Source organism: Turicibacter sp. H121, from assembly GCF_001543345.1.
Classification (GTDB): Bacteria; Bacillota_I; Bacilli_A; order MOL361; family Turicibacteraceae; genus Turicibacter; species Turicibacter bilis.
Genome location: NZ_CP013476.1, coordinates 1,343,546 through 1,365,743 on the forward strand (window position 1 = coordinate 1,343,546; position 22,198 = coordinate 1,365,743).

Here is a 22,198-nt window from a genome sequence, read left to right on the forward strand (position 1 = left end):
AATGAAAGGGAGATACTCATGGGATATACACTAGGCTTAGATATTGGGATTGCATCAGTTGGATTTGGTTTAATTGACAATGTTGATGGGAAAATTTTAGAATCAGGAGTTCGTTTGTTTTCTTCTGCTGATCCTGATAATAATCAAACACGGCGTAGCTCCAGACAGGCTAGACGTCTTAATCGTCGAAAGGTGCATCGTTTAGAACGAGTTGCGCACTTGTTAGAAGAGGCTGGTTTTGAAAAAGGAGAGGTTTTAGCTCCTACGCCTTATCATTTACGAGTAAAAGGATTAACGGAAAAGTTAAGTAAGCCAGAAGTTTATGCTGCTTTATATAATTTAATGAAACATCGAGGAATTTCTTATTTAGAAGATGTTGAGTTAGATGAGGCAGATAGTAGCTCTGTGAGCCAAAATGTTGAGTTATTAAAAGAGTATTATCCATGTGAAATCCAGTTAGAACGTTATGAAGAATATGGCCAAATTCGAGGGATTATTGAAACTTATAATAAAGATGGTGAAAAAGAGTCATTGGTTAATATTTTTCCAACTGGTGCTTATAAAAAGGAAGCTGAGGCAATCATCTTAAAACAAGGTCAGTTTTATCCTGAGTTAGATAAAGTGTTTTTAGAAAAATTCACGGAAATTTTAACAGTTAAGCGCCCTTATTATGTAGGGCCAGGCAACAAAAAGTCACGTACTGATTATGGAATCTATCGTGAAAATGGAGAAACTCTAGAGAATTTATTTGATATTTTAATTGGAAAATGTACGATTTATCCACAAGAGGCACGTGCTGCTAAATTTTCTTATACAGCCCAATTGTTTGACTTTTTAAATGACATGAATAATATTTCTATTGCTGGTGAGAAGTTAACGGAAGTTCAAAAACGTGAAATTTATCATCAGATTATGTCATCAAAAACAGTGAATATGATGAAGATTATAACGAAAGTTACAGGTTGCCTAAAAGAAGAAGTGACGGGGTACAGGGTAGATAGTAAATATAAAGCCGAATTTCATTCATTTGCTAGTTATCGTCAATTTAGAAACAAAATGTTAGATTATGGTTTTGATGTTCAAACGTTAAATGTTGAAATGTTTGATAAATTGGCGGCTAAACTAACATTAAATACAGAATATCATCAAATTATTACTCAGTTGGAATCGCTTAATTTAGGATTAAGCAAAGAGTTAATTGAAAAAATAGCTGATTTTAGAAAGAAAAACAGGTCTCTTTTCTCTAAGTGGCACAGTTTATCTTTGAAAGCTATGAATGAAGTTGTAGATGAATTGTGGTCAACATCTAAAAATCAGATGCAGATATTTAGTGAATTAGGGGGTTTTAAATCAAATATAGAAGTTTTTAAAGGACTGAAATATATTCCTTTAGACGCAATGGTCGATGAAATTTATAATCCTGTCGTTAGATGTTCCATCCGTGAAAGTATAAAGATTATTAATGCCTTACTAAAAAAATATGGGGCTTTAGATAAAGTAGTTATTGAAATGCCTCGTGATAGTAATGAAAAAGAAGAAAAAGATCGTATTACAAAATTAAATAAAGAAAATGATAATAAGAAGAAACAGGCCATTGAGAAAGCGAGAAATGAATATGGATTTGGGGAAGAAGCTTATCGTCAGCAGAATGATTTAAATACAAAGTTGCGTTTATGGTATGAACAAAAACAAAGATGTTTATATAGTGGAGAAATAATTAAAATATTTGATTTAATTAAAAATCCACATTTATTTGATATTGATCATATTATTCCTAAATCAATTTCTTATGATGATAGTTTATCAAATAAAGTTTTATGTTATGCGACTGAAAATCGTGAAAAAGGAAATTTAACACCGTATCGTTATTTTAAAAGAAAAGCGAGTTTAACTTGGAACTATGAGGCTTATAAAAGTTATGTTATTGAATTATACAAAGATGGAAAAGGTGATCTTAGTCGCACCAAACTAGAATTATTGCTTTTTGAAGAGGATATTAATAAGTATGAAGTTCGTCAACGGTTTATTAATCGTAACTTAGTTGACACTCGTTATGCCTCAAAGGTTGTCTTAAATACTTTACAAGATTTTATGAAAGAAAATTATCCTACTACAACTGTAGAAGTTGTTCGAGGAAAGTTTACTGCTCAGTTAAGAAGACACTGGGGAATTAGAAAAAATCGTGATGAAAATCATGCACATCATGCGATTGATGCCTTAATTATTGCTTGTGTACCACATTTATCATTATGGAAAGAACAAAAGAAGGTATTTAGTACAGATGAATTTAGAGTTGATGAAACAACTGGCGAAATTATCGAACAAAGTTATAATCAACTTACATATCAGGAACCATTTAGTCAATTTTTCTATCAACTTGAAAAAGTATCGATTGATTGTCGTTACTCATATAAAGTAGATCGGAAATTTAATCGTCAAGTTGCGGATGCAACTATTTATTCTACAAGACAGGGGATAGTCAAACAAACGAGCGGTGACAAAAGTTTTACTCTTGATTCAAATAGTAAAGAGCATTATGTTATCGCAAAAATTAAAAATATTTACGAAGATGTAGATGCTAAACGATTTATGGATCGATATAAAAAAGATAAAACTCAATTTTTAATGTATCATCATGATCCTCAAACATTTTCTATTTTAGAGGATGTGATGAAAACTTATCCTGATAAAAAGAATCCATTTCAAGCCTATCGATTAGAGTATGGACCAATTAGAAAGTATAGTAAAAAAGGAAATGGACCTCAGATTCAAAGTATTAAATATTATGATTCAAAATTAGGACAACATATTGAATTAAAACAAGCAAATCAAAGTACTAAAAAAGTTGTTTTGCAGTCGTTAAATCCATGGCGTTGTGATATTTATTATAATAAGAAAGACAAAAGATATATTGCAGCAGGGTTAAAATATGCTGATTTGTCATATCAAAAAGGAACAGGACTATATGGTATTTCACTTCAAAGATATCAACAAATTTTGAATTCTGAGAAAATCGAATTAAGTATAGAACAAATTGAATTATTATTGGAGGGAAGACTAAACGAATCAAATTTTGAGTTTTGTTTTTCACTTTATAAAAATGATTTTATTCAATGGAATGATGAGAATAATCAAACCTTTCAGTATCGATTCTTAGCTCGTAATTTGAGTAGCCCTAATCGAATAGAGGTAAAACCAATTAATAAGTCAAAATATGATAAACAAGCTGAAGGTTTGAAAACGTTAAAGAAAGGACTAAATAGGTTCTATAAGATCTCAGTTGATGTATTGGGATATCAACATTTTATTAAAAAGGAAAAATTAAAATTAACGTTCAAATAATATTGTAAATTTTGGTAATTAATTATATAATAATTATGCAAGGACGCTTGCACAGTAGCTAAAATCTTAAGGATCTACTAAAATAAGGCTTTATGCCGAAATCAGCCCCTCACTGGGGCTTTTTTTGTGTTAAATGAAAACCACCTGCTATGCAGGTGGTTCCGGAAAGCTTTTAGCGTGGTAATCAAAGGGTACTTAGAGTAAAAAGTAGACGAATATTAAGAGAAGTGAGACAAGAGGTAGAATGTAATTATAAAAGAAGATTTCACTTTATTTAGAAAGTAAGGCTAAAGGTGACAAGATAATTCGTGTAAAAATTCGATAAGCTGCTAGTAAAGAGATAAAAAGAGGTAACTGGTCTGATGACGCTTGAATGAGTGGTTGCTGAAAAACAAGATGAAGAGAGTAAGCAAGAAATCCTTTGAGGATTAATAAGTGAATGTGGTGCAGAAGTTAAGGACTTCAGGAGGCCTTTCAGGCCTAGGCCGGCAATAGAGGCTTTCAGCCGCAGAGAAAACCACCAGTTCGCACTGGTGGTTATATTTGTACTCAAATTTAAAATAGGGGGAGTTTTATGAGTTGGCGTACAGTTTTAGTAGAAGATGGAGAAAGTCTAAGACTTAAGTTAGATAGTATTATTATTGAAAAGAATCAAAAAGTATTTACTATCCCACTTGCTGATATTTCAGTGATTGTTGTAGATGGACAATAAACAACAATTTCAACACGATTATTAACACAATTAAGTAAATATAATATTTCCTTAGTTACGTGTGATGAATCACATCATCCGATAGGAGTATTTAATTCATTTAATACCCATTCAAGGGCAAGCAAATTGATTTATCGACAAATTAACCTAGATAATGAGTTAAAACAAAAAATTTGGCAACAGTTAGTGAAGTTTAAACTTCGTAATCAGTTAGCTGTTTTAATGGAATGTGAAAGTAGTGAGTTATCAATTGATCGTTTAAATCAGTATATTCAGGATGTTGAACCATATGATCAAACCAACCGTGAGGGACATGCAGCTAAAGTTTATTTCAATGAATTATTTGGGAAAAAGTTTACTAGACAAGATGATAATATGATTAATGTATGTTTAAACTACGGATATTCTATTATTCGTGCTCATTTAGCTCGTCTAGTTGTAGGGTATGGACTCTCACCTTTATTAGGAATTTTCCATCGTAGTGAATATAATCAATTTAATTTAGTTGACGATTTAATGGAGCCTTTCAGACCCTTTGTTGATTATTATGTATACAAAAATTTAATGAATGAACGTTATTTTAAAAGTGAACATCGTCAAGCATTGATTAGTTTAATGACGAAACGATGTTATTATAAGAGTGGTCAGTATACACTGCAGGTAGTACTTGAAAAGTATGTAATTGATTTTGTAGCTGTTTTAGAAAGTGGGAATTTAGAAAAACTAATTGAACCTAATTTACTTTATTTTGAGGAAGTAGCATGAGGTATGATGTGATGAGAATTTTATGTTTTTTTGATTTGCCCACTGAAACTGCAGCTGAAAAGAGAGCTTATCGTCAATTTCGTAAATTATTATTATCGAATGGATTTGAAATGTTACAATATTCTGTTTATGTTCGGACATGTCCAAATAGACAACATGCTAAAAAATATTATCGAATATTAAACCAGTCAGCTCCTAAATTAGGACATATTAGATTACTAATGGTAACTGAGAAGCAATTTGAAGAAATGGCTCTGATTATTGGAGTTATGAGTCATCAAGAAGAAGTGATAGGCGTAAATAAGGTGGTGGTAATATGATTAATTATTACTTTAGACATCCATTAATTAAACCTATTGAGTTTTCTTCAGCGGATAACTTCATTCAAATTACTGGACAAAATAAAAAAGTTCAATTGTATTTGAAACAAATAATTGAATGGTCAGTACTAGGACATCGCTATACTGAATTGCAGATCGAATCTCTATTAAATCAGGAATTACTTTGGATGATTAATGATAAGGCTATTGGTAAGAACGATTATCGATTTCTAAGAATAAATAATCGTGAGGATTTAATTTATCATTTAAGTGGAAAAAAAGGATCTTTAGGGGCAACTTATTTTAATTTAATAAATAATAATGTGGACGTCGTACATTATATTGATAAAATTAATGACTTACTTGAACTAATTTCGATAGAATATAAGAAACAGAATGAAAAATATGATTTAAATTATGAGATAGATATAAAGCGAATAAATTTGAATGATATTACGCAACAATATTTTACATTTTCTTTTATGGATAATGGAGTATACTGTATTGATTTTATTGAATCTGAATATTTAATGAGAGCTTTTATAAAGATTTTATCAATATTAATCAACGATACAGAAATTAATTATTTGTTATATTTAGAAGATTTATCGAAATTAGTGCCGATAGAGAAAGTGGAGTTATTATTAAATGATTTGCATCAATTAAGTAGAAAGGGGCAGTTGACTATAATTAGCTTTGGTTCTACTAGTAGTGATTTACTTATTAAAAAAGATTTATTAGAAACAATTTTAATTTGTGGTGATTCAGAGTGTCAGCCTTTTTATGATTGGATTAGTATTCATAATTATCTTCAGTGTAATTATCCATGTTCTTTTGATATTGAAGATGAAAAATTACTGTCTTATTTCAAAAGAATTATTCCGTATCTATTAAGCCAGGATGGACAAAGTTATATACCCTATGATCAAAGTTTAGTACTGTTCGTATTATTGAATGAAGGATTTTATTTTCATAATTATCAGCAGCGATATACTCCTAAATTATCAAGACTTGAATGGAATTTTTTAGAAGAAAAACTTTATAAATTATAAGTACTCAGTTATACTTTAATTAAGTATTAAAATCTTAAATCATCATTTGAGGTTTTAGTACCCTTAAGATTTTAGCTACTGTAAAACTTATTTGAATAATCTAAGTTAGTCGGATTTGTTTTAGTACCCTTAAGATTTTAGCTACTGTAAAACCGTAGTGATCGACGGCGTGAAATATGAGAGGTTTTAGTACCCTTAAGATTTTAGCTACTGTAAAACAACATATTCGTTGTTAATTGGTCACCATTGGTTTTAGTACCCTTAAGATTTTAGCTACTGTAAAACTTATCTAAATAATAAGTGTATGACTGACCGGTTTTAGTACCCTTAAGATTTTAGCTACTGTAAAACTGTTCCATATGAAACAATTGAGGAAACACAGTTTTAGTACCCTTAAGATTTTAGCTACTGTAAAACTCGCTTTAGACTCATTCGATGCAGAACGCGTTTTAGTACCCTTAAGATTTTAGCTACTGTAAAACTAGCTTAGAGTTGATCGCGTCAGCGGTATGTTTTAGTACCCTTAAGATTTTAGCTACTGTAAAACGAGAGTTTAAAATCCCTGGCAAGGCACAAGGTTTTAGTACCCTTAAGATTTTAGCTACTGTAAAACATAACTCTTAAAGGGGGAACGGATGTGGCAGTTTTAGTACCCTTAAGATTTTAGCTACTGTAAAACTAAACGCTTAAACATCTCCGTATCAACCAAGTTTTAGTACCCTTAAGATTTTAGCTACTGTAAAACGTGACGATCTACTCATGACGCTATCAGCATGTTTTAGTACCCTTAAGATTTTAGCTACTGTAAAACAGGTCCATCACAATCGCCATCAACATCAACGTTTTAGTACCCTTAAGATTTTAGCTACTGTAAAACAAAAAGTCCTCCTGGTGCTGTTATTTAGTAGTTTTAGTACCCTTAAGATTTTAGCTACTGTAAAACGTTCTTGATCGAATAAATGATGATTCGATAGTTTTAGTACCCTTAAGATTTTAGCTACTGTAAAACCGCTATACTATCCCCCTCACCGACACACTCGTTTTAGTACCCTTAAGATTTTAGCTACTGTAAAACTGACTTTTGAGTTAGTACCATCAGCGGTATGTTTTAGTACCCTTAAGATTTTAGCTACTGTAAAACCTTTTTTATTTGATAAGGCTAAGAATGGGGGTTTTAGTACCCTTAAGATTTTAGCTACTGTAAAACCCATTATCTCGGACAGTTTGCCGCATTAGAGTTTTAGTACCCTTAAGATTTTAGCTACTGTAAAACCTTACATCAGTGGATGGTCGTATGCACTTCGTTTTAGTACCCTTAAGATTTTATTGATTGTTAGTAGAATATTAATAGTTTTACTTATCCACAATTTTATATTTTATAACAATTAGTTAACGGGTTACCTTTTTTGGTAGCCCTTTTATTTTGAATGGTGTTATGATATGATGGAATAAAGTTTATTGATTTTATGGGGGATGAGGATTTATGTTAGGATTAGTGATTTTTCCAATGTTATTTTTTATGATCGGTTTTTTATTTAAGGTGTTTCGTCCATATTATAAGCCTGCAGAGTTTGTTTTCTTTAATATGATGGTTGCGATGGTTGCTTTAGTGGTGGCAAATGGTGCAACTTTATTTACGACGATTCCTTTTTTTGTGCAAATGGCACTTCTTCATGTGGGAATTTATTTAGCATTTGCATTTGTTGGATTATTGACGCAAAATATTTATGGATGGTTTAATAATCGATTTCCGATCATTGGTGGAATAGGTCGTGGGATTACGATGGTGGCATTAATTTGTGTGATGATGACAGCTTGTTTTTCAATTCAATATATCTTAACGTTAATTTATTAGAAACTCAGGACTTTTCCTGAGTTTTTTTATATTTTATGAGTTATTCTTCATAAAGAAGTCGAATGTTTTTTTACATGAAGGACTTTCGAGAGAATAAATTAGAAGTAGTTAATGATAGGAGGGATATAGAAGATGGCAAAGGATACAAATTTATCTTTACGTCAGTCGGTGATTTATCAAGTATATAATCGTAATCATAATGAAAGTGGAACGTTTCGTGAACTGATTGGAGATTTAGAGCGAATTAAGCAATTAGGAGTAGATATTTTATATTTGTTACCGATTCATCCGATTGGCAAGAAAGATAAGAAAGGTGAGTTAGGTTGTCCGTATTCGATTCAAAACTACCGTGAGGTTAATCCTGAGTATGGAACACTTGAAGATTTCAAGGCGTTAATTGAAGCAACGCATAAACAAGGAATGAAATTAATGATTGATGTCGTTTATAATCATACGTCTCGAGATTCTTATTTATTAAACCAGCATCCTGAATGGTTCTATCTTAATAAGGACGGGCAATTCGCAAACCGTGTGGGTGATTGGTCTGATATTACCGATTTGGATTATTCTAAGGATGTCGCGTTATGGGATGAATTAATTGAGACTTTAAAATACTGGGCAGCACTGGGTGTAGATGGATATCGATGTGATGTGGCATCGTTTGTACCAGTAGAGTTTTGGCTAAGAGCTAGACGTGAGGTTGCAGAGATTAATCCCGACTTCATTTGGCTAGCAGAAAGTGTCGATGGTGGATTTATTAATTATATTCGTTCGCAAGGTTTTGAGGTGCATAGTGATTGTGAGATGTATCAGGCGTTTGATATTTGTTATGATTATGATGTGTTTGCTTTCTATAAGGATTATTTACTTGGACGTGCCCCATTAGGGGAATATATTAAGCGCGTGCAAATGCAGGAGGTTATTTATCCGGGGAATTATGTGAAGTTGCGTTGCTTAGAGAATCATGATCAGGCACGGATCGCTTCGCTAGTTAAATCGGTAGAGCAATTAAAAATGTGGACCGCATTTGTGTATCTACAAAAAGGGGCCACGATGATTTATGCGGGACAAGAGGCACTTTGTACGCATACTCCAAGTTTGTTTGATATCGATAAGGTGGATTGGTTACGTTATAATGAAGCAGGAATGGCTGATTTAATGTGTCAGTTAGCTTCTTTAAAAAAAGATGATATTATGCGTGATGGATTTTATACGATTGAATTAGGGGAAGTCTTAGATACGGTTCGATTAATGTATCATACAAAGGTGAAAAAACGAATTGCAATTTTTAATTTTGGTTTAAAGTCAGGAGAGGTTTCTGTTGATACAGTGGATGGTGAATATAAAAATTTACTAACCAATGAAGTTATTCGAGTGAAAGCTGGGAAAGTTATGCTAACAGCAGAACCTATTGTTTTTGAAGCGAATCAATAAAGTCTACTTTTTATAAGTAGATTTTTTTAATTTTGTAAAGAAAGTGTAGATTGGTGCAAAAATGACAAATAGTTTTAGTTGATTTAGTGTATCCTAATAAAAAACAAGATAATTAGGTGAAGTTATGAAACGATTGTTTATTGGTATTAGTTTTTCCACGGAGCTAAAAGATTATTTTAAACATGCTCAGTTAATGGTGGAGAAATATTGTGAAGTAGCAAAGTATACGAGTTATGATAATTTTCATCTGACGCTCAAGTTTCTAGGGATGATGGAGGAGGCGAGTGTCAATCAGTTGATCGAAATCATCAATTCAATTGATGTTGAGAAAATAATCTTGATGCTTGATCATATTGGCTTCTTTAAAAAGAAAAATCGTTACGTTATTTATATGGGAACGCATCCGAATGAAGCGTTGACGAAAGTGGCAATGGATTTGCATGATGCTTTAGTTGAAGCCCGTTTAGTGACTCAAGAGGAGTTTATTTATACGCCTCATGTGACACTTTGTCGAAATGCAAAGTTGTTAGTTCCATCAGTTGATTTATCTCGAGGGATTGATATTCAAAAGGAAATGATGATTGATAATATTACATTATATGAAAGTACGAATATTAACGGAGTGCTAACTTATCAACCGTTGTATATTCGGGAGGTGTAAAAAATGGTAGAACAAGAAGGATATCTAGTATTCATTGAATCATTTAATCATATACATAAATATCTGAAGAAATATACGGACTCAGATGACAATGTGTCGTTTAGCGATTTACTTTATAAGGCAAAGGCGCATCCCATGATTCATCTTTATTTAGATGAGTTACATTTATTCCGTAAGTTACGAAATATTATTGTGCATCAAACCGATGACTTTGAGAAATTGATTGCAACACCAAGTGATGAAGTGGTCGAACGAATTAAATTTATTGAACAACAATTAGTGGACCCATCGACAGTAGGTGTATTTAAAGCGGAAGTGATAAAATTTAATGCTACTGATTCTATTGAAGATGTTTTAAAACTTTCTGGAGAAAAGGAAATTTTGAAACTTCCTATTTACGAGAATAATAAGTTTATAGGGTTAGTTACTTCAAGAGCGATTGCGAAATGGTTACAAAAACATATTCAAAATAATACAATTGAGCTTTCAGGGACAGTAAAAGATTTATTAGACTTTGAAAAAAAATCACAGTATGAATTTATCGCTTCATCGATGACGGTTTATGAGGCTTGGCATCTCTTTCAAGCGTCACCTAAAAAATTAGATGCGTTATTGTTAACTGAAAGTGGCCGTCAAGAGGACGTGATAGAAGCTGTTATTACATATGACGATCTTTTGAAGTATATTTATACGCACGATCAATATGTTTTTAATTAAAGACTTTTAAAATTTTGAGTTGCTATTCTAGCACTTAGTGAATATGTTAGGAGTAATAGTGTCCATTGAGGGGGAGTGTAAGATGAGGGAGTATGTGAAGACGGTCATCAATAAAAAAGTAGAACGTACAGTGGAAGCCTTGAAACGCCATGGATTTAATGCGACATTTGCCAATTCTAAGGAAGACGCATTTTCCCTTGTTACATCATTAGTTCAGAAGGGAAAGCTAATCGGAGTTGGTGGTTCAATGACGTTCAAAGAAGTTAGGTTATTAGATGAATTTCAAAAGGATGACTATCGTTTCATTCAAACATAGGTGGAAGGGTTGACACAGAGTGAGTGTCATTAATTATACCGAGAATATTTTTGCGGATGTTTATTTGATTACTGAGCATGGGGATTTATATAATTTAGATGGTTGTAACAATCGAATAGCATTATTGTTATAGGGGGCTAATCTGGTTATGATTGTAGCGGTAATTAATAAGATTGTTCGTGATTTAGATGAGCTGATTAAGTGAAATGGGGAAGTTGTAGCTCCTGCTAATACACTTCGTCTAAATAAAAAATGCCTTGCACAAAGACGTTAAAATGTTGTGATTGTAAGAGTCCAGATTGTATTTATTGCAATTATGTTGTTATGTGGCCACAAGCTGATCAAGAATAAATTAATATTATTTTAGTAAATGATGAGCTAGGTTTTTAAGATAAAAGAGTTGTATTTAGGACAGTGATGTACTTTTATATGGACTATCAATGATTCGTCTTAATCTCACAATTTATCCTATGTATTTTTTTATGACGAGTTAGTATAATTATTGTTATGTGAAAACGGTTAACAAATATAGAGGGGGGCTATAGATGGCCGAGAAAGTAACAAGAGATGCGTTACTAAGTTTTTTTATTGATTCATGTTATCTGTTAGAAAACTACAGAAAAGTCGAGGGAATATTATATGAGCAGATAGAAAAGGATGAGTTAGAATTAGAGAATATACTAAATGATTATCGGGAAAATCAAAGTTTTGAATGGTTAATTCCGATGTTGATTTTTGCTTCACGTTATTATTCTCAACAGAAAGCCAATAATGTGGCACTTAAGTATCTAATTGAATGTGAGTGTATTTTAGAAAATTTAGAAACTGATAATCTCTTAAAAGGTTACATTTTTGCTGAGTTAGGCTATATTTATGAAACGAAAGGTGTATTTAAAGAGGCAGACTTTTATTATATGTCGGCAGCTTCTTTTGGTAGTGATAAAAAGATTCCTTTATTAACGACGTATGCTTTGGAACGGTTAATTTATATTATTCTAGTTTCATGTCACCGTAAAAGCATCGAGAGGTTTCAAACATTTACTGCTGATTATCAAAATCAGGATATTTCAGATTATTTAAAATATCAAATTGAATTATTAAGGTTATATCTATCTGAAAATTATGAGGAGATTATTTTAAATATAGAACCAGTGGATGAAACTCAAGAGAATACCTTGTTAATGAAAAAGGCAATATGCGCTCATTCGTTATTTCAATTAAATCGTAGTGATGAGATTGAGTGGGATTTGAACCTTCTAGAGTTGGTGGCCTCTCAACAATCTGATGTTTATTGCTTAATTTATCATTTAACTTATCATCTCGTTCATGATAATGATGAGCAATTATATGATTATATTACAAAACTGTCCAATAATTTAAAGGGTAAACAACAAAATGGTTGGTTGAGATTTGTTTATCAATTTTTATCTCAATCTTGTGAAGGTAAACTAAATGAAGTAGAGGGGAGTGAATTTCAAGATAGTTTAAATAAGCTAACTCAACAAGTTTCTTATCAAGAACAAAGATTAAAACATCGAATGCAAGGGATATATCATAACTATCGACAATATTATAACGGGATTCATTTAATTCGAAATAAACGAAAATATAAAGTAGTTAGTTGGAAGCAACTTCCTATTTCTTATCGATACGAGTATACGTCTAAAACTGTCGTTGGTTATTTTAAATTAGATCATTGTTTCTATAGTGACTTCAACACATCCCTTTTGAAACAAGTGATTGAAATGATTGATGAGTTTATTGGAGAAAGTATTACTTTTTCAGTAGAGAAAGAAGGATTATGGTTTTATTTTAAAGCGTGTTGTAGTGAAATCAAACTTAAGAGAAAGCTCAATCGCTTAGTCGAACGATGGTATGAAAAGCTTGGGCAGTCTTATTTTGTTACTTTTTGTTTACCCCAATCAACGACAGATTCATTTGAAGAAACTATTGAACGCGTTAAATCTAGTTTTTATGGAATGATTTTAAAATCAAGGTCTAAACTCTCATATGAAGTTAACTTTTGTCAGGAAAAATTCACACGGTATAATTTTTCAGTTAAAATTCATCAATTATTAGAGAAGGCTAATCACATAGGTGAATTTACGTTAAATTATAGTCCTCTATATTATCGAGATGGACATCAGTTATTTGGTATTGAGTGCCACAATATTTTAGATGATTATAGTATTTTAAATCAATTACCTGTCGAAGAGCGTGAAGAGGCATCACCTTTTTTAAATATTGAAAAAGAGATTTATTTATTTAAATTAGGTTGTGATTATTTAAAGGATTACGATGAAAAAAATTCAGTTAAATTATCACTATTTATTAAGTTTTCCCGTCAAACACTCTTAAATAAATGTTTGTGTTCTCGTATTTTAACTCATTTAAAAGAAGATGGCATTGATCCAAATCAAGTGATTATTAGTGTGAATGAGGATATCTTATTTGAACAAAATGTTTTAATTCAAAAGGCAATTAAACGATTACGTGAATTTGGCGTTAATATTGCATTAGATGAATATGGTGCTGGTGCTTTAACAGGGTCTATTCGTAATTTAAGTATTGATTATTTAAGAATTAGTTCATGTTTTATTCAATATCTTAAGTCTTCGAAAAATTGTTTAAGTATGATGAATTCGTTAATTAATGTTTGTATGAGTAAAGATGTAAAGATTTGTTGTTCAGAAATTGAAAATGAATCTAGTCTTCATTTGATTAGGGATTTTGGAATTGATGTTGTGAGTGGAAGCTATTATCAAAGAAAATTAGTTGTTTAATTAAATGAAATGCGTCATAATAGAGATTATAAAACGAGTAGGCGATAATTCAATACGCACGAAATGTTAATCTTTAGTATGAAGAGGTGACACGAGATGAAGCAGGATATGAATATGGACTTAGGAATTGAGTCGTTTTTAGAACCAGACTCTGATTTTATTGAAGAACTATGTGAACATTTAGAAGGGGAAGGCATTCATTTAACGAGTGAATTATTAGTTCAAATTCTTTCAAAATATGAGGATCATAAGTTTAGTTTTTTCAAAGAATTAATTGAACAATTAGTTGGGGCTGATAATATGGCCTTACCAACTGATGGGGGACCAGCTGTCATTCAAGTGGTTATGGATGGGAAACGTGATCGAAAACAAAAAGATAAAGATAAGGATCACTTAGTTGATGTAGATTCTACATTGTTATCATAATTTTAACTATATAAACAGAAATAAAATCTACATTTATCACGACACACTAAATGTTTGATAGTTATGCCGTAAAAGGCAGACTATAGTCCAGCTAAAAGTTTTTTACGATGTAAAAAACTTATCTGGACTTATATAGATAAGAAGCAGTGATTTTTTGTACTGTTAACATTTGACCGTTTTTATTACTAGCCTGTTTTCAAGGTCGATTAAGACGTTTATTTAAAGTTTTTATCCATTTCTATCTAAATTAAGCGACTCTTGGGAGTCGCTTTTAAAATGAGTAAAAGTAGTAAAAACGACAAAAAAATATTTTTTTTGTCGTTTTTTTAGTTATAATTTATTCAGTCATATGGGAATGAAATCATAGGATGAAACGTCTAATATATGAAAGAGGTGAAATGAGTGAGTTTAAGCACCCATGAACCAGTCGAACGACTTATTGAAACATACGGGCAAGAAGTTTATAAAATTGCATATTTCTATATGAAAAATACGCAATTAGCAGAAGATGTTTTTCAAGAAGTCTTTTATAAGGTCATGAAAAATTATGATAAATTTCAACATCAAAGCAGTGAAAAAACATGGCTCATTCGAATTACAATCAATACGTGTAAAGATATGTTGAGAACGAGTTGGATTAAGCGAGTCACCACCTTTGGGGTTTATCAAGATTCGAAGAATGATTACGAAAAACCTTTTGATATAGCGCAACAAGAGACGAATCGAGAGTTATATGAATTAATTCAAAAACTACCATCAAAATATAAAGAAGTTATTTTATTGTTTTATTATAAAGAGTTATCATATGAAGAGATTTCTGAAATATTAAAAATTCCTGAAGGAACAGTACGTAGTCGTTTATCTCGAGCACGTCAAAAATTAAAAAAAATGATGAATGAAAGTGAGGTGTGAGGTATGGATGATCAGAAGATTAAATCAGCGATGAAGTTACAACTCGATTCACTTGAAATGGATAAACAACTAAAAGAAAAGACGTTGCGTTATATTATGAACGAGAAACCAATGCTAACGTCTCGATTAAGCTGGAGATGGATGAGTAGTGGATTAGGATTCGTTGCTGTTTGTTTGATGGCATTTATTTTAATTCCAAAAGTGGAATCAACCAATCATTCATTAAACCTTATTTCTACCTTAAATGATGACTTGAGTGTCAATACTCGTCAGGTAGAAACTCCACTTGACACACTAAAAATGGTTATGGATCAACTAAATCTAACTTATAGGATTGGAACCCCTCATATTGAAACATCTTATACCGTAACACCAATCATCGTGGATGATGTTAAAGGTTACTATGTTGAATTATCCACAACTGTGGATAACTTTGATGTGTGTTCTCAAACTTCATTGCAAGTCATTCGATTAGGTGAAAAAAGTTTATTCTTGTATGCTGATATGCAGGATGAACTGGTTGAATCATTAATAGCAAATTACACCATTCTTTGTAGATAGGGTTATCCACAAATCCACAAGAGCAAAAAAACCACTCAACTAGTTGAGTGGTTTTACTTTATATTCAGCTAAGCGATGTGCATCATGCTCAGAACATTCAACGGTAATTAACGTTCCATTTTCTAAATACTCTGTGTCAAAAACATTCGCATGTTCATTTAGGTAAGAAACGAGATTTCCGCGATCGTAAGGAATTAAAAAGCTAGCTTTTACATAGTGTTGGAAAATGTGTGATTTAATACAATCGATTAAGGTATCAATATTCGTTAAGTTTTTAGCTGAAATACGAACGGCCTCTTTTGTACTAGGTGTGAATTCATCTTCAACAAGATCAGCCTTATTGTAGACATACACCATTGGAGTTTCTTTAACTCCTAATTCATCAAGCACTTTATTCGTGATTTCAATCTGAGTTTGAAACTCTGGATGTGATAAGTCTACCACGTGAAGTAATAAGTCAGCTTCTGTTACCTCTTCTAGTGTTGAACGGAATGCTTTGACTAACTGGTGAGGCAGTTTACTAACGAATCCAACCGTATCTGTTAATAAAAATTGTTTATTATCTGGTAGTTGAATGTGTCGAGTTGATGTTTCAAGTGTTGCGAACAGCATGTTTTTCTCGAAAACTGATTTTTCTGATTGAGCATTTGAAACAGTCAGTAAAGCATTCATTGTTGTTGACTTACCGGCATTCGTATATCCAACTAAAGCAACGACAGGCGTTGAGTTGCGTTTACGAAGTTTACGTTGATTTTGACGGGCAAGAACGAGAGAGTCTAATTCTTTGTTTAGTTTATGAACTTGTTCTTCAATACGACGACGATCAAGTTCTAATTTCTTTTCCCCTGGCCCTTTCGATCCGATTCCACCGGCTTGTCGCGATAAGGAAGCATTAAGTCCAATTAAACGAGGCATCATATATTTAAGTTGGGCCACTTCAACTTGAAGTTGTGCTTCACGCGTTTTAGCACGGCTTGCGAAGATATCTAAAATTAAAATCGTACGATCGATGACTTTACATTGTAGTCCATGCTCAAGGTTACGAATTTGCGATGGGGATAATTCATCATTAAAGATGACAAGATTAGCATCATTTTGTTCAACAAGTAAAGCAACCTCGTCAACTTTTCCTGTTCCAATATAGCAAGCTGGGTTCACACGTTCAAGTTTTTGCGTTAGAACGCCAACGACTTGAACGGAGCATGCTTCAGCTAGATTTTTTAATTCTTCCACGCTATAGTCGAAATTTTTATCATTATTTAAATCGACTCCAACTAAGATGGCGCGTTGAATGATTTCTTCCATTTCATCACCTCAGGTCATATTTTCAAAAACTACTATAAGTTTACTAGAAAAAAGGTAAAATAGAAATATTATCGTAAATTTAAGTGAGTTTACTAGTCCTCATATAGTTTGATATCGCTCTATTATATTGTATGCGTTTGGATGAAAAAGATTTATCTCTTGCTAGGATATCTGATTGAGTTATGTGATAATTAAAGATAGAAATTAATATAGTTTATAAGGAGGGCATTTTATGGCGAAAGCAAGAACAAAAACATCATTTTTCTGTCAGCAATGTGGGACAGAAAGTTTAAAATGGGTCGGAAGATGTCCAGGTTGTGGCGAATGGAATACGATGGTGGAGGAATTAAAGCCCACAAAGGCAGAACAGCGCCGTGGCTTTGTAGCAAGTGAAAGTATGGCAAAACCTCAACGTCTACAAGAGATAGAAACAAAAGAGGAAGCACGTATTCAGACATCAATGAGTGAGCTTAACCGTGTTCTTGGTGGTGGAATTGTTCGTGGATCACTTGTTCTGTGTGGGGGTGAGCCTGGGATTGGGAAATCAACACTACTTTTACAAACGGCACAAGATTTAGCGCATAAAAATGTTCAAGTATTATATGTTTCAGGAGAAGAATCTGCTCGTCAAATTAAACTTCGTGCTGAGCGTTTAGGAGTAAGTAGCGAGCACTTATATATTTACGCAGAAACAGATTTAACTTTAATTGAACGTCAAATTCAACAGTTAAAACCAGAGTTTGTCATTATCGACTCGATTCAGACGATTCATATGCCAGAGGTAACATCGGCACCTGGGAGTGTCTCGCAAGTTCGTGAATGTACGGCCCAATTGATGAAAATTGCTAAAATTGGTGGAATTTCAGTCTTTATTGTCGGACATGTGACGAAAGATGGAAATATCGCTGGGCCACGTTTACTCGAGCATATGGTGGATACTGTCTTATATTTTGAAGGAGATCGTCATCATACGTATCGTATTTTACGAGCAGTTAAAAACCGATTTGGGTCAACGAATGAGATTGGAATCTTTGATATGAAAGAAGAGGGGCTTGATGAAGTGACGAATGCTTCAGAGGTCTTCTTAGAAGATCGCACGAAAGGATTACCAGGAACGGCGATTATGGCATCAATTGAAGGAACACGTCCAATCTTAGTTGAGATTCAATCATTATTAACGCCGACTTCATTTGGTAATCCAAAACGAATGGCATCTGGAGTGGATCATAATCGTGTATCTTTGATTTTAGCTGTGCTTGAAAAACGTATGGGATTCTTCTTACAAAATCAAGATACATATGTAAAAGTAACTGGTGGTGTAAAGTTAGATGAACCGGCTGTCGATTTAGCGATTGTGGCAAGTATTGTTTCAAGTTATAAAGATAAGATGACGCCAAGTGGCGATGTATATATGGGAGAGGTTGGATTAACCGGTGAAATTCGACGTGTCTCTCGTATCGAAGAGCGTGTCAAAGAAGCGAAAAAACTTGGGTTTACGCGCGCAATTATTCCAAAGAAAAATATAGGTGGATGGACAGCTCCAAAAGGAATGGAGATTGTTGGGGTTGATACCATTTCGGATGCACTTAAAGCAATGTTTAAAGATGATTTGAAGTTCTAGTCGTAGCCAGCTTATTGAAGGGGGCGACGGATTTGGGAGTATGGAATTTTTTAAAGCGTGTCTTTTGGTTGATGATAACAGCAATTATGGTACTTATTCTTGTTAGTTTAATTCCATTATCATTTAAGGAAAGAATAGAAAGTGACGAAAGCGATGAGGTAATCCCATCGCTTTCGTCGTCATTAATCAATGATGAGTCATCTCAGACGTATTTTAATATTTCAATTAAAATGAATGTTTCACAAATTAGTGAGAGTTTATCACAATTAAATGTATTAGTTCAACAGGGATCGGGGACGGTGATGTCATCTAGTTTAGTAGCAATAGATCAAATGTTGGAAAGCTACACGGGTTCATGTATCTTAGAAATTGAGTCAACAGAGGTGGAAGAATTTTTACAGCAGGTTGAGCTCATAGGGCAAATTACTCAGATGGAGACATATACTAATAGTGAAGTCTTAGTAACGGAAGATATAGATAGTTGGTTATCGAATTTAAGTATGCAACAATCGAAATATCAGACACTGCTTTCAGAGGCAGAGACCGTTAGCGAAATTATCAAAATCGAAGAAGAATTAGCACGAGTTCAAGTAGAGATGGATAAATGGTCTGCCTTGAAAGCTCAAGATGATGTTGCGAGAAATAAAGTGACGATCATTTTTGAACTGAAAGAGCAAGAAATCCAAGATGATTCAAGATGGGGAGTAATGATTCAAAATGAGCTGTCCGTTCAACTGAATCGAATTAGCCAAGTGACACGTTGGTTATTAGTTAAATTGATCGGGCTAGTTCCATATGTCGTCATTTTATTCGTGGTCATACTCATTATGCGATGTTTATTTAGGGGACGTAAACGGAAACGATGAAAGGATGGTAGAAGATGAAGAAATGGTTGATTAGTGGGGGAATCCTCATTCTCATCTTATTGGGGTGTTCGCAAATCTGGCAAGTTGACAATGCTATGACGATAGAGGGGACGGTTCTTCAAATTAGTGAGGCTTCGGTGTTATTATCTCAAAAAAAGGAAATCAGCATGGATGACTTAGTGAAGACTTATGAAGAATGGATGGAGGGGGATTATGATTTAATTTCTGTTTCAAATGTCGAAGGTGTTGAAGTGGGGATGAAATTACGTGTAATCATTTCAGGCACGATTGCAGAAAGTTATCCATCCCAGACCCAAGCTAAATCATATGAGATTTTAAATCAACTTCAAATTCCGAAAGAAGAATCGGATGAGATGACTATGGCTCCAGAAAATCCGTATAATCAAGAGTTACTTGATATTTTTCCTAAAACCGTCGGTCTGAATCAATTATTTAATGGGTATGCTGAATATGGCCACTTTCAAACGTTAAAAAAAGCTCAAGAATTTGGATCTGTCTTTCAGATCATATTTGATGGGATGATGACGGATGGGTATGGAGAAAGCGTGGATCGGTTATTCCAATTAACCTATGAAATTACTGATGAAATGGTTATTGAACAGATTTATAATGAAGATCCTTATAATCAATTAAAAGACTCCAGATTATTAAATTCGATTATACCTAATAAAGTTTTATTAAAATTGCCGCTTGAAGTCGGAAATAGTTGGACACAAACATTTAGTTATCAAGGAAAAGAATATACAGCAATGACAGAGATTGTTCGGATTGAAACGAGTAAAGATGGAAGGGTAACGTATGAAACATTTACAACTGTGGCAGATATAGAAGGAGATTATAATAGATGTTATAAAGAAACTCGAGTATTTACTACGGGTAGCGGTATGACCTCGTTTAGCAGTCTCTTTTCATTTGAATCAATAGGCACGGATGATGAAGATTTTGAACAGTCAGATGATTTATATCTTTTTGGTTACTCTTTATCAGCTGAAAATATTATTATTAGAGAATAAAAAAAGACCAAATAAGTTTGGTCTTTTTTTGATTAAGCGTTTTTTTGCTCAAAAGCGGGTTCGTTGTTAACAACACTAGATTTTTTAGAAAAGACTATTTTAAGTAGGACAGGAGTAATAACTGTTGTCACAACAACCATAATTACGATTGGTCCAAAGAAGACAGTTCCCATTAATCCAAAGGCTGAACCTTTACTAGCCACGATGAGGGCAACTTCTCCCCTTGAAACCATTCCTGTTCCAATTTGAATGGCTTCTTTAGTAGTATAGCGACATAGCTTAGCCCCAAGTCCGCAACCTAATATTTTTGTTAAGATAGCCATGATAACTAAAGCAACTGAGAAGGCGACTAAAGCCGGCGTCATTTCTGGAATAACAACTTTAATTCCGATACTTGCGAAGAAGATAGGTGATAATAACATATAAGCCGTTGTTTCAAAACGATTCATGATGTAATGTTTACGAGGTGTGTTTGATAAAACTAACCCTGCCATGAATGCTCCAGTAATATCAGCTACTCCGAAGAAGTGTTCAGCACAGAATGATAATAATAAACAGAAGACGAATGATAAAACAACGAATCGTCTGAGATCCATATTATATCGGTTCATGCTGTGTTCCATTGCTCTAGAGAATAAGAATCCGGCAACCCCACCAACAATAAAGAATAATACGATTTTAATCAATACAAGTCCGATACTCACATCTGTACTTGTTGCACTTGTTACGACCGTTAAGGCGATGACTCCTAAAATATCATCGATGATGGCGGCACCTAAAATTGCATTACCAGCACGAGTATTTAGTTTTCCGAGTTCTTTTAATGTTTCAACCGTAATACTCACCGATGTCGCAGTAAGAATAATTCCGATAAAGATATTTTGTAATAGCGGTGCAGCAGCTGCATCTGAGATTCCGCCTTTATTAAACATTGAAGCAAGAGCGAATCCACCAGCTAGGGGAATAATCATCCCTAGGATAGCAATCACAATCGAAGCTTTTCCTGTCTTTTTCAATTCTTTAATATCTGTTTCGAGCCCTGCCGTAAACATTAAAACAATCACGCCTAGTTCAGCGACTTGGAGAATAAAATCTGTTTCATGTAAAATGTTTAAACAAGCCGGGCCGAGTAATAATCCTGCCAACAAGGCACCTACAACTTGTGGTAATTGAATTTTTTTAGTTAGTAATCCGAGTAGCTTTGTACTCATTAAAATTAAAGCAATGTCAAATAGAAATTCGTAAGACAACATCGTTTCTACTCCCTCCTAATTTTTTCACATTGAGAAATTATACCCCCATATTCCAGTATTTACAATTGAAAAAGTTATGAAAAACGATTTCATTTTTGTAAAATTTTACAATTATTCAATATAATTTATTTTTTCATTTAATGGTTATAAGATTTATAAAATAATAAAAAATAGACCAAACATTAACTTTCAAAAGATAATTTAACAAATAATGATTTGACTTTCTAATCCTTATTTGTTAAATTATTCAATATTAAATTTTT

19 protein-coding genes and 1 CRISPR repeat array are annotated in these 22,198 nt (G+C 33.0%); of the genes, 17 read left to right on the plus strand and 2 right to left on the minus strand.

Going from position 1 to position 22,198, the window contains the following annotated elements:
• Positions 1-18 precede the first annotated feature (18 nt).
• The 14 genes from cas9 (at position 19) to AT726_RS06510 (ending at position 15,856) form a co-directional block, all read left to right on the plus strand.
• On the plus strand, positions 19-3,342 hold the full coding sequence (cas9, locus tag AT726_RS06450) for a type II CRISPR RNA-guided endonuclease Cas9 (RefSeq protein WP_068759260.1): 3,324 nt from the start codon (positions 19-21) through the stop codon (positions 3,340-3,342).
• A 574-nt stretch (positions 3,343-3,916) separates the two neighbouring features.
• Positions 3,917-4,054, plus strand: coding sequence for a hypothetical protein (locus tag AT726_RS13020; protein ID WP_201023040.1), 138 nt, complete (start codon positions 3,917-3,919; stop codon positions 4,052-4,054).
• 45 nt (positions 4,055-4,099) lie between these two features.
• Positions 4,100-4,819 (plus strand): type II CRISPR-associated endonuclease Cas1, encoded by a 720-nt coding sequence (cas1, locus tag AT726_RS06455; protein WP_237297241.1) that lies wholly within the window; start codon positions 4,100-4,102, stop codon positions 4,817-4,819.
• A gap of 11 nt (positions 4,820-4,830) precedes the next feature.
• Complete coding sequence (gene cas2 / locus AT726_RS06460) at positions 4,831-5,139, plus strand: CRISPR-associated endonuclease Cas2 (protein ID WP_237297003.1); 309 nt, start codon at positions 4,831-4,833, stop codon at positions 5,137-5,139.
• Entirely contained in the window at positions 5,136-6,191 is a 1,056-nt protein-coding gene (gene csn2-St / locus AT726_RS06465; RefSeq protein ID WP_068759262.1) for a CRISPR-associated protein Csn2-St, read from the plus strand. The genes cas2 and csn2-St overlap by 4 nt, the downstream gene beginning before the upstream one ends.
• Positions 6,192-6,242: 51 nt before the next feature.
• A CRISPR array of direct repeats spans positions 6,243-7,464; the repeat unit is 36 nt; unit sequence GTTTTAGTACCCTTAAGATTTTAGCTACTGTAAAAC.
• 210 nt (positions 7,465-7,674) lie between these two features.
• Positions 7,675-8,046 carry a hypothetical protein gene (locus AT726_RS06470; protein WP_055275498.1) on the plus strand — a complete coding sequence of 124 codons (372 nt, stop codon included), beginning with the start codon at positions 7,675-7,677 and terminating at the stop codon, positions 8,044-8,046.
• A 132-nt stretch (positions 8,047-8,178) separates the two neighbouring features.
• A complete protein-coding gene (locus AT726_RS06475) occupies positions 8,179-9,480 on the plus strand; it encodes an alpha-amylase family glycosyl hydrolase (protein WP_055275499.1) in 1,302 nt (433 codons plus the stop codon).
• 124 nt (positions 9,481-9,604) lie between these two features.
• A complete protein-coding gene (gene thpR / locus AT726_RS06480; RefSeq protein WP_068759263.1) occupies positions 9,605-10,141 on the plus strand; it encodes an RNA 2',3'-cyclic phosphodiesterase in 537 nt (178 codons plus the stop codon).
• Between the two features lie 3 nt (positions 10,142-10,144).
• Positions 10,145-10,858 carry a CBS domain-containing protein gene (locus AT726_RS06485; RefSeq protein ID WP_055305273.1) on the plus strand — a complete coding sequence of 238 codons (714 nt, stop codon included), beginning with the start codon at positions 10,145-10,147 and terminating at the stop codon, positions 10,856-10,858.
• Between the two features lie 82 nt (positions 10,859-10,940).
• Complete coding sequence (locus AT726_RS13180; RefSeq protein ID WP_237252772.1) at positions 10,941-11,174, plus strand: LUD domain-containing protein; 234 nt, start codon at positions 10,941-10,943, stop codon at positions 11,172-11,174.
• Positions 11,175-11,719: 545 nt separating this feature from the next.
• Complete coding sequence (locus AT726_RS06495; RefSeq protein WP_055305272.1) at positions 11,720-13,957, plus strand: EAL domain-containing protein; 2,238 nt, start codon at positions 11,720-11,722, stop codon at positions 13,955-13,957.
• A gap of 96 nt (positions 13,958-14,053) precedes the next feature.
• Positions 14,054-14,383, plus strand: coding sequence for a hypothetical protein (locus AT726_RS06500; protein WP_055243496.1), 330 nt, complete (start codon positions 14,054-14,056; stop codon positions 14,381-14,383).
• A 402-nt stretch (positions 14,384-14,785) separates the two neighbouring features.
• On the plus strand, positions 14,786-15,295 hold the full coding sequence (locus AT726_RS06505; RefSeq protein WP_055243497.1) for an RNA polymerase sigma factor: 510 nt from the start codon (positions 14,786-14,788) through the stop codon (positions 15,293-15,295).
• A 3-nt stretch (positions 15,296-15,298) separates the two neighbouring features.
• Positions 15,299-15,856 (plus strand): hypothetical protein, encoded by a 558-nt coding sequence (locus AT726_RS06510; protein WP_068759264.1) that lies wholly within the window; start codon positions 15,299-15,301, stop codon positions 15,854-15,856.
• Positions 15,857-15,895: 39 nt separating this feature from the next.
• On the opposite strand, the gene hflX is transcribed toward AT726_RS06510, so the two are convergent.
• Positions 15,896-17,161: a GTPase HflX gene (gene hflX / locus AT726_RS06515; protein WP_055275505.1), complete on the minus strand. Its 1,266-nt coding sequence runs from the start codon at positions 17,159-17,161 to the stop codon at positions 15,896-15,898.
• Between the two features lie 232 nt (positions 17,162-17,393).
• On the opposite strand from hflX, the gene radA reads away from it, so the two are divergent.
• The 3 genes from radA to AT726_RS06530 are packed head-to-tail and all read left to right on the plus strand — an operon-like array spanning position 17,394 to position 20,682.
• Positions 17,394-18,782 carry a DNA repair protein RadA gene (gene radA, locus AT726_RS06520; protein ID WP_068759265.1) on the plus strand — a complete coding sequence of 463 codons (1,389 nt, stop codon included), beginning with the start codon at positions 17,394-17,396 and terminating at the stop codon, positions 18,780-18,782.
• Positions 18,783-18,814: 32 nt separating this feature from the next.
• Entirely contained in the window at positions 18,815-19,648 is an 834-nt protein-coding gene (locus tag AT726_RS06525; RefSeq protein WP_068759266.1) for a DUF4349 domain-containing protein, read from the plus strand.
• 14 nt (positions 19,649-19,662) lie between these two features.
• Entirely contained in the window at positions 19,663-20,682 is a 1,020-nt protein-coding gene (locus AT726_RS06530; protein ID WP_068759267.1) for a YobA family protein, read from the plus strand.
• 32 nt (positions 20,683-20,714) lie between these two features.
• Here AT726_RS06530 and AT726_RS06535 read toward each other — a convergent pair whose 3' ends face one another.
• Complete coding sequence (locus AT726_RS06535; protein ID WP_068759268.1) at positions 20,715-21,935, minus strand: cation:proton antiporter; 1,221 nt, start codon at positions 21,933-21,935, stop codon at positions 20,715-20,717.
• Positions 21,936-22,198: the final 263 nt, after the last annotated feature.